Source organism: Streptomyces sp. NPDC047022 (assembly GCF_040644155.1).
Taxonomy (GTDB): domain Bacteria; phylum Actinomycetota; class Actinomycetes; order Streptomycetales; family Streptomycetaceae; genus Streptomyces.
Map to the genome: position 1 here is coordinate 14071 of NZ_JBEYVV010000033.1, position 14310 is coordinate 28380.

Consider the following 14310-nt stretch of genomic DNA (forward strand, 5'->3'; position numbering starts at 1 on the left):
CCGCTGTGGATAACCTCCGGACCTCCGCCGGGCCGCTGAGGCCAGAGGGGCTGTGCGGTACGGGCGGGCCTGAGTACCGTTCCGGTGCACATGCCGTGTCGTGCTGCGAACGGGTGATGCGCTCACGGCGCAGACGGCAGGCGCCGACCCGGTGCGGAGGCATGGGACGGCGCCGTATCGCGCGAAGCTCGGGAGACGGGGCTGGATGGACACGTACGACAAGGGGCCGGAGGCGCGGCGTGAACAGCCGGGCGGTTCCGGCGACCCGGCGTCGCGCCTGCCCGGGGGCGAACCGGCGTCGCGTCCGTCCGACGGAGACCGGGTGCCGGACCCGCACGAGGGAGATCCGGCGTCACGCCTGCCCGAGGACGCCCCGGCATCGCACCCGCTCCTGGGCGCCCCGGAGGCGGTGGACGAGCCGCCCCCGTCCCCGTCGTCCCCCGCCGGAGTCGGCGACGGCCCGCAGGCGGGTGCTCCGCGCGCCGGCGTGGGCGCTCTGTCGCTCCGCTACCAGATCGGCGCCGCGCTCGCCCTCGCGGTGGTCGCCGTCGCCGCGAGTGTGCATCTCGTGATGGTGTTCCTGCACGTCGCCCCGGCGAACACGGTCACCAGGGAGCACGCCGCGGTGATCGACGACTGGATCTACCCCGAGTTCGAACAGAACTGGAAGCTGTTCGCGCCCAACCCGCTGCAGCAGAACATAGATGTCGAGGTCCGCGCCGAGGTAAGCACGGCGGACGGCGGTGAGCGGACCACCGGCTGGTACGACCTCTCCGCCCTGGACGGCGCCGCCATCGACGGCAACCCGCTGCCCAGCCACACCCAGCAGAACGAGCTGCGCCGCGCCTGGGACTTCTACACCGTCTCGCACGACGGCCAGAACCGTCCGACGGGCCCGCGCGCTGCCCTCTCCGAGGACTATCTGCGCCGCCTGGTCACACTGCGCCTCGGCCGCGAGCACGCGGCCGTCCGGGGCGAAACCCTCGAACGCGTCCAGGTCCGCTCCCGCACCACCAATGTGCCGCCCCCCAGATGGAGCGGCCAGAAGGCCACCACCACGCCCGTCTACCACGCGCTGCCGTGGTGGCCGCTGCCGGACGGAGAAGCGAAGGGGGCGGGCGCGTGATGAGCAGGTTCGCCCTTGGCGTCTCACGCGCCGTCGGCCGCGTCACCGAGGCCGCCCTCGGGCCGTACCAGACCGCGGTGGTCCGCATCGGTTTCGCCGCCACATGGCTGCTGTTCCTGCTGCGTGAGTTCCCCCACCGCCAGGAGCTGTACGGACCCGACGGGCCATGGAGCTGGGACCTGGCCCGGCGGCTCATCGCGGACAACCACGCCTTCACGGTCCTGATGTGGTCCGACAGCCAGTCGTGGTTCGAGGCCGTGTACGCCTTCGCGGTGCTCTCCAGCGCCCTGCTGCTGCTGGGCTGGCGGACCCGCACCATGTCCGTGCTGTTCATGGTCGGAGTGCTCTCGCTGCAGAACCGCAGCGTCTTCGTCGGCGACGGCGGGGACAACGTCATCCACCTGATGGCGATCTACCTGGTGTTCACGCGGTGCGGGCGGGTCTGGTCGCTGGACGAGCGGCGCGCTCGCCGTGCGCGTGCCGCTCGGGCACGCGGCGAGAGCCCGGCGGCCGACCGGGCGGGACCCGCCCTGTGGACCGTGCTCGGCCTGGTGCTCGCTGTGGCGACGGGCGCTGGATGGCTGGCCGTCGGCTGGCTGGTCGTGTTCTGGGCGCTGTGGGCGGTGCAGGGGCTGTGGTGGTGCGTGGGCAGGCGCGCCCCGCGCTCGGAGTTCCGCATCCTGCTGGACGTGATCGCCAATCTGGTCCACAACGCGGCCCTGCTCGTGATCATGGCCGAGGCATGCCTGATCTACTCGACCGCCGGCTGGTACAAGATCCAGGGATCCGCCTGGCAGGACGGCACCGCGGTCTACTACCCGCTTCACCTGGACGACTTCTCGCCCTGGCCCGCCCTGTCCGACCTGCTGTCCTCGCATGGCGTGATGGTGCTGCTGGTGACCTACGGGACGGTCATGGTGCAGGTCGCGTTCCCGTTCACGCTCCTCAACCGGCGTGCGAAGAACGTCCTGCTCGCGATCATGATGACCGAGCACGCGGTGATCGCCGTGGTCCTCGGGCTGCCGTTCTTCTCGCTCGCGATGATCGCCGCCGACTCCGTGTTCCTGCCGGTGTCCTTCCTGCGCCGGATGGGCGGATGGGCGGCACGCGCGGGCGGGCGGCTGGTTCCCGGAGGTGCCCGTGCCGCGCTGCCCGGACCGCGCGGGGAACCGGCACCCGCCGGGGAAGGGGAAACGGCTGCGCCCACGTCCGCGAGCCCGGCGGCGTAAGGGCGCACGGGCCCCCTGGCCTGGGCTTGCGATCGCGCCGCCCACGACTGGCGGACGGTCCGCCCGGCCCGCGCCGCACGTAGGCTGCACCGCATGACGGAACCGCCCGCCAGTGCCGCCGACCCGCTGAGCATCTGGCACACACGCGCCGACACCTGTGTCCTGCTCGACGGATTCCACGCGCTCAAGCACGCGGTGCGTTTCCACGCCCGTGTGCCGGTGGCCGTCACGACCAGCCGACAAGCGGTGCTCGCCCTGGCCGGCGAACTCGCCCCCGATGTGCGGAACGCCTTGGACGGGCTCCTGACAGAGGTCTCCGAGGGCACCTACCGGTCTCTCGTGCCGCGCCCGCACCCCACCGCCGTCGCCGCGCTCGCCGAACGCCCCTCGCGCGAGGCCAACCTGGAGACCCTGCGGCGCACCCCCCGCGCTGCTCCCGTGATCGTCCTCGACAACCCGCGCAACCTGGGCAACGCGGGCGCGGTGATCCGGCTGGCGGCCGGCTTCGGCGCGATCGGTGTGGTCACGACGGGCACGCTCGACCCCTGGCACCCCACCGTGGTCCGCGGCGGGGCTGGGCTGCACTTCGCGACCGCGGTTGAGCGGCTGTCCGTGGCCGAACTGCCCCCGGGCCCGCTGTTCGCGCTGGACCCGGAGGGCGACGACATCCGCGGGCTGAAGCTCCCTGACGAAGCCGTGCTCGCGTTCGGCTCCGAGCGCACCGGACTGTCCGCGGAGCTGCGCGCCCGCGTGGACCACCTGGTGTCCCTGCCGATGCGCCCCCAGGTCTCCAGCTACAACCTCGCGACCAGTGTGGCCATGACGCTGTACCACTGGAGCGCCACCGGGGGCGCACCTGCCTAGTGCCGCGACAGGCAACGTCCGCCCCGTCGCGACGCCCGGCACATGCTCTCGCCGCACCGGACGCCGCTCCTTATCGGGCAGACGTTGCCTGCCGCAGCACTGGTCGGACCTACGCCTCCCGGCGCACCTCGACCACGCGGAAGCGGTTCGCCACGAACGCCCCGTCGCACAGGGCCGCGTTGGCCGCCGCGTTGCCGCCCGAGCCGTGGAAGTCGGAGAAGGCGGCCGTCTGGTTGACGTACACCCCGCCCGTCAGGTTGAGCGAGAGCTGGGCGCACTCCTCCAGGCAGGCCTCCTCGACCGCCTGCTCGACCTCTTCGCTGGTGGTGTACGCGCCGACGGTCATGGCGCCCTTGTCCCTGATGGTCCGGCGCAGCAGCTCCACCGCGTCGGAGGCCGAGTCGACCGCGACCGCGAAGGAGACCGGGCCGAAGCACTCGCTCATGTAGGCGGCTTCCGCGTCCGGCTTGGCGTCGTCGAGCTTGACGATCACCGGCGTACGGACGGTCGCGCCCGGGAAGTCGGGGTTGGAGATCTCCCTGGAGGCCAGGGCAACCTCGCCGAGCCCGGCTGCGGCCTCCAGACGGGCCTTGACGTCCGGGTTCACGATCGCGCCCAGCAGCGCGTTCGCGCGGGCGTCGTCGCCGAGCAGTCCGTCGACCGAACGCGCGAGATCGGCGACCACCTCGTCGTACGACTTCGGGCCCTCGTCGGTGGTGATGCCGTCCCGCGGGATCAGCAGGTTCTGCGGGGTGGTGCACATCTGGCCGCTGTACAGCGACAGCGAGAAGGCCAGGTTCGAGAGCATCCCCTTGTAGTCGTCCGTCGACTCCACGAGCACCGTGTTGACGCCGGCCTTCTCGGTGTAGACCTGAGCCTGGCGGGCGTTGGCCTCCAGCCAGTCGCCGAACGCCGTCGAGCCCGTGTAGTCGATGATCCGGATCTCCGGGCGCACCGCGAGCGTCTTGGCGATGCCCTCGCCGGGGCGCTCGGCGGCCAGCGTCACCAGGTTCGGGTCGAAGCCCGCCTCGGCGAGGACCTGCCGGGCCACCTGCACAGTGAGCGCGAGCGGCAGCACCGCGCGCGGGTGGGGCTTGACCAGGACGGCGTTGCCGGTGGCCAGGGACGCGAACAGGCCCGGATATCCGTTCCACGTCGGGAACGTGTTGCAGCCGATGACAAGCGCGATGCCCCGCGGGACGGGCTTGAACGCCTTGGTGAGCGCCAGCGGGTCGCGCTTGCCCTGGGGCTTGGTCCACTCCGCGGTGTCCGGCGTGCGGACCTGCTCCACGTACGCGTACGCCACCGCCTCCAGGCCGCGGTCCTGCGCGTGCGGGCCACCGGCCTGGAACGCCATCATGAACGCCTGGCCGCTGGTGTGCATGACGGCGTGCGCGAATTCATGCGTCCGGTCGCTGATGCGCTTGAGGATCTCCACGCACACCACGGCGCGCATCTCGGCGCCCGCGTCGCGCCACGCCTTCTGGCCCGCACGCATGGCGGGCAGCAGCACGTCGAGGTCGGCGTGGGGATAGGTGACCCCCAGCTCAAGGCCGTACGGCGAGGTTTCGCCGCCCGTCCACCCGTCCGTGCCGGGCTGGCCGAGGTCGAGGCGGGTGCCGAGAAGGGCGTCGAAGGCGGCCTTGCCCGCCGCCGCGTCCAGGCTTCCGTTGTCTCCGTATGCCTTGGGGTGCTCGGGGTGCGGGGACCAGTAAGCGCGCGTGCGGATCGCTTCCAGCGCCTGGTCGAGGGTGGGCCGGTGCTGGGCGATCAGCTGGTGCGCGGTGAGTTCGGCGGCCATGCGGGACCAACTCCTCGTCTCTCGAGCTCTTCGTTGAACTCATGACCTGGGCAGGAACAGGCGGACAGGGTTAGAGTAACCGAACGATCGGTCGGGACAAGGGGGCCTGCCGGATCTGTGGAAAACCTCGTGCGGGAGGATCGCGCACATGACAGCACTCGACCTCAGCAGCCCCGTGGCCGTCGTGGGCACCGGCACCATGGGCCAGGGCATCGCCCAGGTCGCGCTGGTGGCGGGCCACCCCGTGCGGCTGTACGACGCCGCGCCCGGGCGCGCCCGGGAGGCCGCCGACGCGATCCTGACCCGGCTCGACCGGCTCGTCGAGAAGGGCCGGCTCGACGGAGCCGAGCGCGACGCCGCCCGGTCCCGGCTGCTGCCCGCCGAGGACCTGGCCGAGCTGGCGGACTGCGCGCTGGTCGCAGAGGCGGTCCTGGAGCGCCTGGACGTCAAGCAGCAGCTCTTCCGGGAACTCGAAGAGCTGGTCGACGACGACTGCCTGCTCGCCACCAACACCTCCTCCCTGTCCGTGACCGCCATCGGCGGTGCCCTGCGCAACGCGGGCCGCTTCGTCGGCCTGCACTTCTTCAACCCGGCACCGCTGATGCCGCTCGTGGAGGTCGTGTCGGGGTTCGCCACCGACGTCACGTCGGCCACGCGCGCGTACGAGACGGCCCGCTCCTGGGGCAAGACCCCGGTCGCCTGCGCGGACACCCCCGGCTTCATCGTCAACCGCATCGCTCGGCCCTTCTACGCGGAGGCGCTGGCCGTCTACGAGGCGCAGGCCGCCGACCCGGCCACCATCGACGCGATCCTGCGCGAGTCCGGCGGATTCCGGATGGGCGCCTTCGAACTCACCGACCTCATCGGGCAGGACGTCAACGAGTCCGTCACCCATTCCGTGTGGGAGTCCTTCTTCCGCGATGTGCGCTTCACGCCCTCGCTCGCCCAGCGGCGACTGGTCGAGTCGGGCCGGCTCGGGCGCAAGAGCGGACAGGGCTGGTACGACTACGCGGAGGGCGCCGAGCGGGCCGAGCCGCATACCGCGGAGAAGGCGCAGCCCCCCGCGTACGTCGTCGCCGAGGGCGATCTGGGGCCCGCGTCCGAACTGCTCGCGCTGATCCGCGAGGCGGGCATCACCGTCCGCGAGGACGAGGAGGACCACGGCACACGGCTGGTGCTGCCCGGCGGCGGCCAGCTGGCCCTCACCGACGGGCAGACGGCCGTCGAGCTGCGCGACGTCGTCTACTTCGACCTGGCGCTCGACTACCGCAAGGCGACCCGCATCGCCCTGTCCGCCTCCCAGGACATCTCGTCCAAGACGCTCGAAGAGGCCGTCGGGCTCTTCCAGGCGCTCGGCAAGGACGTCAGCGTCATCGGCGACGTGCCGGGCATGGTCGTCGCCCGCACGGTGGCCCGGATCGTCGATCTGGCGCACGACGCGGTCGCCAAGGGTGTGGCCACCGAGGAGGACATCGACACCGCGATGCGCCTCGGTGTCAACTACCCCCTCGGCCCCTTCGAGTGGAGCCGCAAGCTGGGCCGCAGCTGGGCCTACGACCTCCTGGACGACCTGCACCTGCGCGACCCCTCCGGACGCTACGCGCCTTCCCTTGCGCTCTACCGCCACGCGTACGCGTCCGAGAAGCGGGAGGGCACCTCATGACCACGGCAAAGCGCGACACGTACACGCCGGAGAGCCTGCTCTCCGTCGCCGTGCAGGTCTTCAACGAGCGCGGTTACGACGGAACCTCCATGGAGCACCTCTCCAAGGCGGCCGGCATCTCCAAGTCGTCGATCTACCACCATGTCGCGGGCAAGGAGGAACTGCTGCACCGCGCCGTAAGCCGGGCACTGGACCGTCTCTTCGGCATTCTCGACGAGGAGCGCGCCCGCGAGGGGCGCGCCGTGGAACGGCTGGAACACGTCGTACGGCGCATGGTCGAGGTGCTGATCTCGGAACTGCCGTACGTCACGCTGCTGCTGCGGGTGCGCGGCAACACCGGCACCGAGCGGTGGGCGCTGGAGCGGCGCCGGGACTTCGACCACCGGGTCGCCGGACTCCTCAAGGCCGCGGCGGCCGAGGGCGACGTGCGTCAGGACGTGGAGGTGCGGCTCGCGACGCGTCTCGTCTTCGGAATGATCAACTCGATCGTGGAGTGGTACCGGCCGGACGGGCGCGGCGCGGGTGCGCCGGAGGTCGCCGACGCGGTCGTACGGGTGGCCTTCTCGGGTCTGCGCGAGGACTGCTGAGGACCAGACCCGGGACCGAAAAAAACCTCGGGCCGGGCCGAGGACCTGCGGGCGGCGCCGCCGGTCGGCACCCGGCCGTCCGGCATCGGCCCGTCCGGACCGGCCCTGTCAGCAGCGCCCCGTCACCCGTCCGGCTCCAGATCCTCCTCCTCGAACACCAGCAGTGTGCGTGTGCTGAGCACTTCGGGGATCGCCTGGAGCCTGGTGAGGACCAGTTCGCGCAGCGCCCTGTTGTCCGGCGTGTGCACGAGCAGCAGCACGTCGAAGTCCCCGCCCACGAGCGCGATGTGGGAGGCGCCGGGGAGCACGCGCAGCTGTTCGCGGACCGTGCGCCAGGAGTTCTGCACGATCTTCAGGGTGACGTACGCGGATGTGCTCTGACCGGCGCGTTCGTGGTTCACCCGGGCCCCGAAGCCGCGGATCACGCCGTCCTCGACGAGCCGGTTGATGCGGGCGTAGGCGTTGGCGCGCGAGACGTGGACACGCTCGGCGACCGCCCGTATGGAGGCGCGGCCGTCCGACTGGAGGATCTGCAGGATGTCGCGGTCTATGGCGTCGAGGCGGCGTGGCGGCGGCGCCGCCGGGCTGTGCCCCGGTGGCTCGGCCATTTGTTCAGGTGCCATGCGCCCCCGCCTCCCTACCATGGACGTACTGCGTATATCTCAGGTTGTGGAGAACCGTTTGTCCACAGCCTCGAGGCGCCTGTAGCCAAAATGTGCCGACGACCGAACAATCGGTAGGTGAGGCGCATCACTCCCGTGGCGCGCCTGAAGCCGCTCCCACGAGGAGGTGCCGTCATGACGGTCATGGAGCAGCGGGGCGCCTACCGGCCCACACCGCCGCCCGCCTGGCAGCCCCGTACCGACCCCGCTCCGCTGCTGCCCGACGCACTGCCGTACCGCGTGCTCGGCACCGAGGCCGCCGCCAAGGCCGACCCGGAACTGCTGCGGCGGCTGTACGCGCAGGTGGTGCGTGGCCGCCGGTACAACGCGCAGGCGACAGCGCTCACCAAGCAGGGACGTCTGGCCGTCTACCCGTCCAGCACCGGGCAGGAGGCCTGCCAGGTCGCCGCCGCGCTCGTACTCGAAGAGCGCGACTGGCTCTTCCCCAGCTACCGCGACACTCTCGCCACCATCGCCCGGGGTGTCGACCCCGTCGAGGCCCTCACCCTGCTGCGGGGCGACTGGCACACCGGCTACGACCCGTACGCGCACCGCGTGGCCCCCCTGTGCACTCCGCTCGCCACCCAGCTCCCGCACGCCGTGGGCCTCGCCCACGCGGCGCGCCTGAAGGGCGATGACGTGGTCGTGCTTGCCCTGGTCGGGGACGGAGGCACCAGCGAGGGCGACTTCCACGAGGCCATGAACTTCGCCGCCGTCTGGCAGGCGCCGGTCGTCTTCCTCATCCAGAACAACGGCTTCGCGATCTCCGTACCGCTCGACAAGCAGACCGCGGCGCCCTCCCTCGCCCACAAGGCCGTCGGCTACGGCATGCCGGGCAGGCTGGTCGACGGCAATGACGCCGCGGCCGTGCACGAGGTCCTCGCCGACGCCGTGCGGCACGCGCGCGCGGGCGGCGGCCCCACGCTGATCGAGGCGGTGACGTACCGCATCGACGCCCACACGAACGCCGACGACGCGACCCGCTACCGCGGCGACACCGAGGTCGAGGCCTGGCGCGACCACGACCCGGTCCTGCTGCTGGAGCGCGAGCTGACGGAGCGGGGGTTGCTGGACGAGGACGGGATACGCGCGGTGCGCGATGACGCCGAGACGATGGCGGCCGATCTGCGCGCGCGCATGAACCAGGACCCCGAACTGGACCCGATGGACCTCTTCGCCCACGTGTACGACCGGCCCACCACCCAGCTGCTCGAGCAGGAGTTCCACCTGCAGGCGGAACTGGACGCCGAGGCGGCCGGACCGGAAGGAGCCGGCCGATGACGACCGTTGCCCTCAAGCCGGCCACCATGGCGCAGGCCCTCACGCGAGCCCTGCGCGACGCCATGGCGGCCGACCCGTCCGTGCACGTCCTGGGCGAGGACGTCGGCACGCTCGGGGGCGTCTTCCGTGTCACCGACGGGCTCGCCAAGGAGTTCGGCGACGACCGCTGCACGGACACCCCGCTCGCCGAGGCGGGCATTCTCGGCGCGGCGGTCGGCATGGCGATGTACGGCCTCAGGCCGGTGGTGGAGATGCAGTTCGACGCGTTCGCCTATCCCGCGTTCGAGCAGCTGATCAGCCATGTGTCGCGGATGCGCAACCGCACGCGCGGCACGATGCCCCTGCCGATCACCATCCGTGTCCCGTACGGGGGTGGCATCGGCGGGGTGGAGCACCACAGCGACTCCTCCGAGGCGTACTACATGGCGACTCCGGGGCTCCATGTCGTCACGCCCGCGACGGTCGCCGACGCGTACGGGCTGCTGCGCGCCTCCATCGCCTCCGACGACCCGGTCGTCTTCCTGGAGCCCAAGCGGCTGTACTGGTCGAAGGACACCTGGAACCCGCAGGAGCCCGAGACCGTCGAGCCCATAGGCCGTGCGGTCGTACGCCGTTCGGGCCGCACCGCCACGCTTCTCACCTACGGCCCGTCGGTGCCCGTGTGCCTGGAGGCGGCCGAGGCCGCGCGCGCCGAGGGCTGGGACCTCGAAGTCGTCGACCTGCGCTCCCTGGTGCCCTTCGACGACGAGACGGTGACCGCGTCCGTGCGCCGCACGGGCCGGGCGGTCGTGGTGCATGAGTCGACCGGGTTCGGCGGCCCGGGCGGGGAGATCGCCGCGCGGGTGACCGAGCGCTGCTTCCACCACCTGGAGGCGCCGGTGCTTCGGGTGGCCGGGTTCGACACCCCGTATCCGCCGCCGATGCTGGAGCGGCACCATCTGCCCGGCGTCGACCGGATCCTGGACGCCGTGGGGCGTCTGCAGTGGGAGGCGGAGAGCTGATGGCCCAGGTGCTGGAGTTCAGGCTGCCCGACCTCGGGGAGGGGCTGACCGAGGCGGAGATCGTCCGCTGGCTGGTCCAGGTGGGCGATGTCGTCGCCGTCGACCAGCCGGTCGTAGAGGTGGAGACGGCCAAGGCGATGGTCGAGGTGCCCTGCCCCTACGGAGGCGTGGTCACGGCCCGGTTCGGCGACGAAGGCACGGAACTGCCCGTCGGCGCACCGCTGCTGACGGTCGCCGTCGGCGGCCCGGAGGAACCGGCGGCGGAGTCCTCGGGCAACGTCCTGGTCGGATACGGCACGTCGGCGGCTCCCGCGCGGCGCGGCCGGGTGCGCCCGCCCCAGCCGGGCGCGCGGCCCGCGGACGGAGTCGCACGCCCGGCCCGGCACGGCGCCGGCCCGGCCCCTGCGGTCCGGGGCGCCCTGCCCTCCGAAGCGGCCGTCGGCCGCACACAGCACCATGACGCCGTCCTGGAGCGCCCCGACGGCCCTGTCCCGGTGATCTCCCCGCTAGTGCGCAGGCTCGCCCGCGAGAACGGCGTGGACCTGCGGCAGTTGGCGGGTTCCGGCCCGGACGGGCTGATCCTCCGGGCGGACGTGGAGGACGCTCTCAGGGCCGTGGCGGCCGGTGCGGGGGCTCCGGGCGCCACCGCGGGCATCCTGGCCGACGCGAACGGTGCCACGGCGGTCGCCCTCGCCCAGGCGGCTCCCCTCACGGTTTCGGCGGCCGGAACACCGGCCCCCCAACGAGGCGCGGCCGGATCCGGCGGCACCCGCATCCCCCTCAAGGGCGTGCGCGGCGCCGTGGCCGACAAGCTCTCCCGCAGCCGGAGCGAGATCCCCGACGCCACCTGCTGGGTGGACGCCGACGCCACGGAACTCATGCGCGCCCGTGCGGCCATGAACGCGGCCGGGGGACCGAAGATCTCCCTGCTCGCGCTGCTGGCCCGGATCTGCACGGCGGCGCTCGCCCGGTTCCCCGAGCTCAACTCCACCGTCGACACTCAGGCCCGGGAGATCGTCCGGCTGGACCAGGTGCACCTCGGGTTCGCCGCCCAGACCGAACGGGGACTCGTCGTTCCCGTCGTCAAGGACGCGCACATGCGGGACGCGGAGGCGCTGACCGCGGAGTTCGCCCGGCTGACCGAGTCCGCGCGGACCGGAACGCTCACCCCCGGGGACCTCACCGGCGGGACCTTCACACTGAACAACTACGGAGTGTTCGGCGTCGACGGTTCCACGCCGATCATCAACCACCCCGAGGCGGCCATGCTCGGCGTAGGCCGTATCGTCCCCAAGCCCTGGGTGCACGAGGGCGAGCTGGCGGTGCGGCAGGTCGTGCAGCTCTCGCTCACCTTCGACCACAGGGTGTGCGACGGCGGCACGGCGGGCGGCTTCCTGCGCTATGTGGCGGACTGCGTCGAGCAGCCCGCGGTGATGCTGCGCACCCTCTGACCCGGCACGCGACCGGCCACCCGTAGCGACGGCACAACGGCTCCGCGCGCGACCGACGAGCGCGGAGCCGGCCGGAGACGGCAGTGGCCGGCGCGGCGCCCATACTCGGGGCATGACCGAGTACGAGACGCCCGGCGGCCCCGGCGCCGGCGAGTACGACGCCGTCGTGCTCGCCGGGGGTGCCGCACGCCGGCTCGACGGGGCCGACAAACCCGGTGTGCGTGTCGGCGGACGCGCACTGCTCGACCGCGTGCTGGCCGCCTGCTCCGGCGCGGCCACCACGGTGGTCGTCGCCGACCCCAGACCCACCGCGCGCCCCGTGGTCTGGACACGCGAGGACCCGTCCGGCGCCGGACCGGTCGCCGCTCTCGACGCGGGCCTGAGGCGGACCACGGCCGCGCATGTCGTCGTGCTCTCCGCCGATCTGCCGTTCCTGGAGACGGCGACGGTACGACGGCTGCTGGGCGGCCTCGGAGAACGCGGCGCCGAGGGAGCGGTGCTCACCGACACCGACGGCCGCGACCAGCCCCTCGTCGCCGCCTACCGGAGCGCGGCCCTGCGCCGCGAACTGGCGCGGCTGGCCCGCGCACACGCCGGTCTGACCGGCCTTCCGCTGCGGCACCTGGTCGCAGGGCTCGACCTCACCCGTGTCCCCGACCCCGTCGCGTCCTTCGACTGCGACACCTGGGACGACATCGCCGCCGCCCGCTCACGCATCAGGGAGCATGGGCATGTGCTGGATGAATGGATTTCCGCAGTCAAGGACGAACTGGGCATCGACCTCGACGTCGACACCGCCGCCCTCCTCGACCTCGCCCGTGACGCCGCCCACGGAGTCGCCCGCCCCGCGGCGCCGCTGACGACGTTCCTCGTCGGCTACGCCGCCGCGCAGACCGGCGGCGGGCCCGAGGAGGTCGCCGAGGCCGTCAGGAAGGCCGCAGCGCTCGCCCTGCGCTGGGCGGAGGAGGCCGCCGGGGACGCCGCCGGAGCCGGGCCGGACGCCGGATGACCGGCGGAGGCGCCCAGGGACACCTGGACACCGGAAGCCTGGGCACCGGACGCCAGGACATCGAGGAACACGACGTGGAGGAGGCATTGGCCGTGGCCAACGACAGCGGGGGCCTGCGCCGTCCGCGTGAGGCCCGCCCCGCCCGTCCTTCCCAGGACCAGCACGATCTGGACCTGGAAGAGGCCCTCGCCCTCGTCCGGGACCCGGAGTCGCGCCTCGGCCCGGCGCCCGAGCCCGACTCGCCGGGCCGGCGACCCGAGGGCGGTACGCCCGGACCCGCGGCCCGCCCCGGGCCGCGCAACGGCATCCAGGAGTCCCTCGGGGACCAGGGCGACGATGCCGCGGCCCCCGCCGGGGCCACGACGCGACATCAGGCCCGCCACGACGCCACGCCGTGGCCCCGGGCCCGAGTCATCGCCGGACGAGCCGCTCATGGGGTGCCACTCGGGGATCCCGTCACCGTCCCCCTCGAGGCCGCCCTCGGCCTGGTCCTCGCCGCGCCCCTCGAAGCCCTGTCCGACCTGCCTTCCTTCGACACCTCGGCCATGGACGGCTGGGCGGTCGCGGGCCCCGGCCCCTGGGACGTACGGGAGGACGGTGTCCTCGCAGGCCACGCTGAGCCGGCGCCCCTCGGGGACGGGGAGGCGGTACGGATCGCCACCGGTGCGCGCATCCCGTCCGGCGCCACCGCCGTGCTGCGCAGCGAACACGGGCGGCGCGACGACAAGGGGCGGCTGCACGCCGCCCTCCCTCAGAGTCTCGGTTCCGCCAGGGCGGGAGGGACCCCAAGGGTCGTACACGGGCAGGACATCCGGCCGCGCGGGCAGGAATGCCACGCCGGTGACCAACTGCTTCCCCCCGGTGCCCAGGTCACCCCGGCGGTGCTCGGGCTGGCCGCGGCCGCCGGATACGACACCCTCTCCGTGCGGCCCCGGCCGTCGGTCGAAGTGCTCGTACTGGGGGATGAGTTGCTCACCGAAGGGATGCCCAGGGACGGCATGATCCGGGACGCCCTCGGCCCGATGCTCCCGCCATGGCTGCGTGCCCTCGGCGCTGACGTGCGGGCCGTCCGGGGACTGGGGGATGACGCCGAGGAGCTGTATCAGGCGGTCACGTCCTCGGCGGCCGACCTGATCGTCACGACCGGCGGCACGGCCTCGGGCCCGGTCGACCATGTGCATCCCGCTCTGCGCCGCGCAGGGGCCGAACTCCTCATCGACGGTGTGAAGGTGCGCCCCGGCCACCCGATGCTCCTCGCCCGCATCCGGGAGGACCAGCACCTCGTCGGCCTGCCCGGCAACCCGCTCGCGGCCGTCTCCGGCCTGCTCACGCTCGCCGAGCCACTGCTGCGGGGCCTAGGGGGTCGTCTGGCCCCGGAGTCCTGCACGCTGCCCGTGCGGGACGCGGTGCACGGCCACCCCGACGACACCCGGCTCATCCCCGTCGCGGTCCATGCCGACCATGCGGTGCCGCTGCACTACCACGGCCCGGCCATGCTGCGCGGTATCGCCGCCGCGGACGCCCTCGCGGTCGTACCGCCGGGCGGTGCCCTGCCGGGGCAGGAACTGGAACTGCTGCATCTGCCGGAGGCCTTGGCGGGATGAGGTTCCCGTCTCCCGGATCCGGACTCGGCAGA

At 72.7% G+C, this 14310-nt stretch carries 12 protein-coding genes; 10 read left to right on the forward strand and 2 right to left on the reverse strand.

Annotation, left to right across the window (positions count from 1 at the left end; all coding sequences use genetic code 11):
* The first annotated feature begins 205 nt into the window (after positions 1 to 205).
* The 3 genes from ABZ845_RS26330 to ABZ845_RS26340 all read left to right on the forward strand — a co-directional run bounded on the left by ABZ845_RS26330 (position 206) and on the right by ABZ845_RS26340 (position 3219).
* A complete protein-coding gene (locus ABZ845_RS26330) occupies positions 206 to 1126 on the forward strand; it encodes a DUF5819 family protein (RefSeq protein ID WP_360983909.1) in 921 nt (306 codons plus the stop codon).
* A complete protein-coding gene (locus ABZ845_RS26335) occupies positions 1126 to 2355 on the forward strand; it encodes an HTTM domain-containing protein (protein WP_360983912.1) in 1230 nt (409 codons plus the stop codon). The genes ABZ845_RS26330 and ABZ845_RS26335 overlap by 1 nt, the downstream gene beginning before the upstream one ends.
* Before the next feature lie 93 nt (positions 2356 to 2448).
* Complete coding sequence (locus ABZ845_RS26340; protein ID WP_360983915.1) at positions 2449 to 3219, forward strand: TrmH family RNA methyltransferase; 771 nt, start codon at positions 2449 to 2451, stop codon at positions 3217 to 3219.
* A gap of 109 nt (positions 3220 to 3328) precedes the next feature.
* Here the strand turns inward: ABZ845_RS26340 and paaN are convergent, their stop codons facing one another.
* Complete coding sequence (gene paaN / locus ABZ845_RS26345) at positions 3329 to 5020, reverse strand: phenylacetic acid degradation protein PaaN (protein WP_360983918.1); 1692 nt, start codon at positions 5018 to 5020, stop codon at positions 3329 to 3331.
* A gap of 148 nt (positions 5021 to 5168) precedes the next feature.
* Between paaN and ABZ845_RS26350 the strand changes: the two genes are divergently transcribed.
* Both ABZ845_RS26350 and ABZ845_RS26355 read left to right on the forward strand, forming a co-directional pair.
* Positions 5169 to 6683, forward strand: coding sequence for a 3-hydroxyacyl-CoA dehydrogenase (locus tag ABZ845_RS26350; protein WP_360983921.1), 1515 nt, complete (start codon positions 5169 to 5171; stop codon positions 6681 to 6683).
* Positions 6680 to 7270: a TetR/AcrR family transcriptional regulator gene (locus ABZ845_RS26355; protein WP_360983924.1), complete on the forward strand. Its 591-nt coding sequence runs from the start codon at positions 6680 to 6682 to the stop codon at positions 7268 to 7270. The genes ABZ845_RS26350 and ABZ845_RS26355 overlap by 4 nt, the downstream gene beginning before the upstream one ends.
* 122 nt (positions 7271 to 7392) lie before the next feature.
* Here ABZ845_RS26355 and ABZ845_RS26360 read toward each other — a convergent pair whose 3' ends face one another.
* A complete protein-coding gene (locus ABZ845_RS26360) occupies positions 7393 to 7878 on the reverse strand; it encodes an Lrp/AsnC family transcriptional regulator (RefSeq protein WP_360984063.1) in 486 nt (161 codons plus the stop codon).
* A 189-nt stretch (positions 7879 to 8067) separates the two neighbouring features.
* On the opposite strand from ABZ845_RS26360, the gene pdhA reads away from it, so the two are divergent.
* From pdhA to ABZ845_RS26385, 5 genes are all read left to right on the forward strand, one after another.
* Positions 8068 to 9213 (forward strand): pyruvate dehydrogenase (acetyl-transferring) E1 component subunit alpha, encoded by a 1146-nt coding sequence (gene pdhA, locus ABZ845_RS26365; protein WP_360983926.1) that lies wholly within the window; start codon positions 8068 to 8070, stop codon positions 9211 to 9213.
* A complete protein-coding gene (locus ABZ845_RS26370; RefSeq protein WP_360983929.1) occupies positions 9210 to 10214 on the forward strand; it encodes an alpha-ketoacid dehydrogenase subunit beta in 1005 nt (334 codons plus the stop codon). The genes pdhA and ABZ845_RS26370 overlap by 4 nt, the downstream gene beginning before the upstream one ends.
* On the forward strand, positions 10214 to 11665 hold the full coding sequence (locus ABZ845_RS26375; RefSeq protein WP_360983932.1) for a dihydrolipoamide acetyltransferase family protein: 1452 nt from the start codon (positions 10214 to 10216) through the stop codon (positions 11663 to 11665). The genes ABZ845_RS26370 and ABZ845_RS26375 overlap by 1 nt, the downstream gene beginning before the upstream one ends.
* 112 nt (positions 11666 to 11777) lie before the next feature.
* On the forward strand, positions 11778 to 12674 hold the full coding sequence (locus ABZ845_RS26380) for an NTP transferase domain-containing protein (protein WP_360983935.1): 897 nt from the start codon (positions 11778 to 11780) through the stop codon (positions 12672 to 12674).
* A complete protein-coding gene (locus tag ABZ845_RS26385) occupies positions 12671 to 14278 on the forward strand; it encodes a molybdopterin molybdotransferase MoeA (RefSeq protein WP_360983938.1) in 1608 nt (535 codons plus the stop codon). The genes ABZ845_RS26380 and ABZ845_RS26385 overlap by 4 nt, the downstream gene beginning before the upstream one ends.
* Positions 14279 to 14310 lie beyond the last annotated feature (32 nt).

Coding starts and splice junctions, on each gene's coding strand:
- pdhA (WP_360983926.1), top strand. CDS start 8,068: ATGACGGTCATGGAGCAGCGGGGCGCCTACCGGCCCACACCGCCGCCC.
- ABZ845_RS26340 (WP_360983915.1), top strand. CDS start 2,449: ATGACGGAACCGCCCGCCAGTGCCGCCGACCCGCTGAGCATCTGGCAC.
- paaN (WP_360983918.1), bottom strand. CDS start 5,020: ATGGCCGCCGAACTCACCGCGCACCAGCTGATCGCCCAGCACCGGCCC.
- ABZ845_RS26385 (WP_360983938.1), top strand. CDS start 12,671: ATGACCGGCGGAGGCGCCCAGGGACACCTGGACACCGGAAGCCTGGGC.
- ABZ845_RS26370 (WP_360983929.1), top strand. CDS start 9,210: ATGACGACCGTTGCCCTCAAGCCGGCCACCATGGCGCAGGCCCTCACG.
- ABZ845_RS26335 (WP_360983912.1), top strand. CDS start 1,126: ATGAGCAGGTTCGCCCTTGGCGTCTCACGCGCCGTCGGCCGCGTCACC.
- ABZ845_RS26350 (WP_360983921.1), top strand. CDS start 5,169: ATGACAGCACTCGACCTCAGCAGCCCCGTGGCCGTCGTGGGCACCGGC.
- ABZ845_RS26375 (WP_360983932.1), top strand. CDS start 10,214: ATGGCCCAGGTGCTGGAGTTCAGGCTGCCCGACCTCGGGGAGGGGCTG.
- ABZ845_RS26360 (WP_360984063.1), bottom strand. CDS start 7,878: ATGGCCGAGCCACCGGGGCACAGCCCGGCGGCGCCGCCGCCACGCCGC.
- ABZ845_RS26380 (WP_360983935.1), top strand. CDS start 11,778: ATGACCGAGTACGAGACGCCCGGCGGCCCCGGCGCCGGCGAGTACGAC.
- ABZ845_RS26355 (WP_360983924.1), top strand. CDS start 6,680: ATGACCACGGCAAAGCGCGACACGTACACGCCGGAGAGCCTGCTCTCC.
- ABZ845_RS26330 (WP_360983909.1), top strand. CDS start 206: ATGGACACGTACGACAAGGGGCCGGAGGCGCGGCGTGAACAGCCGGGC.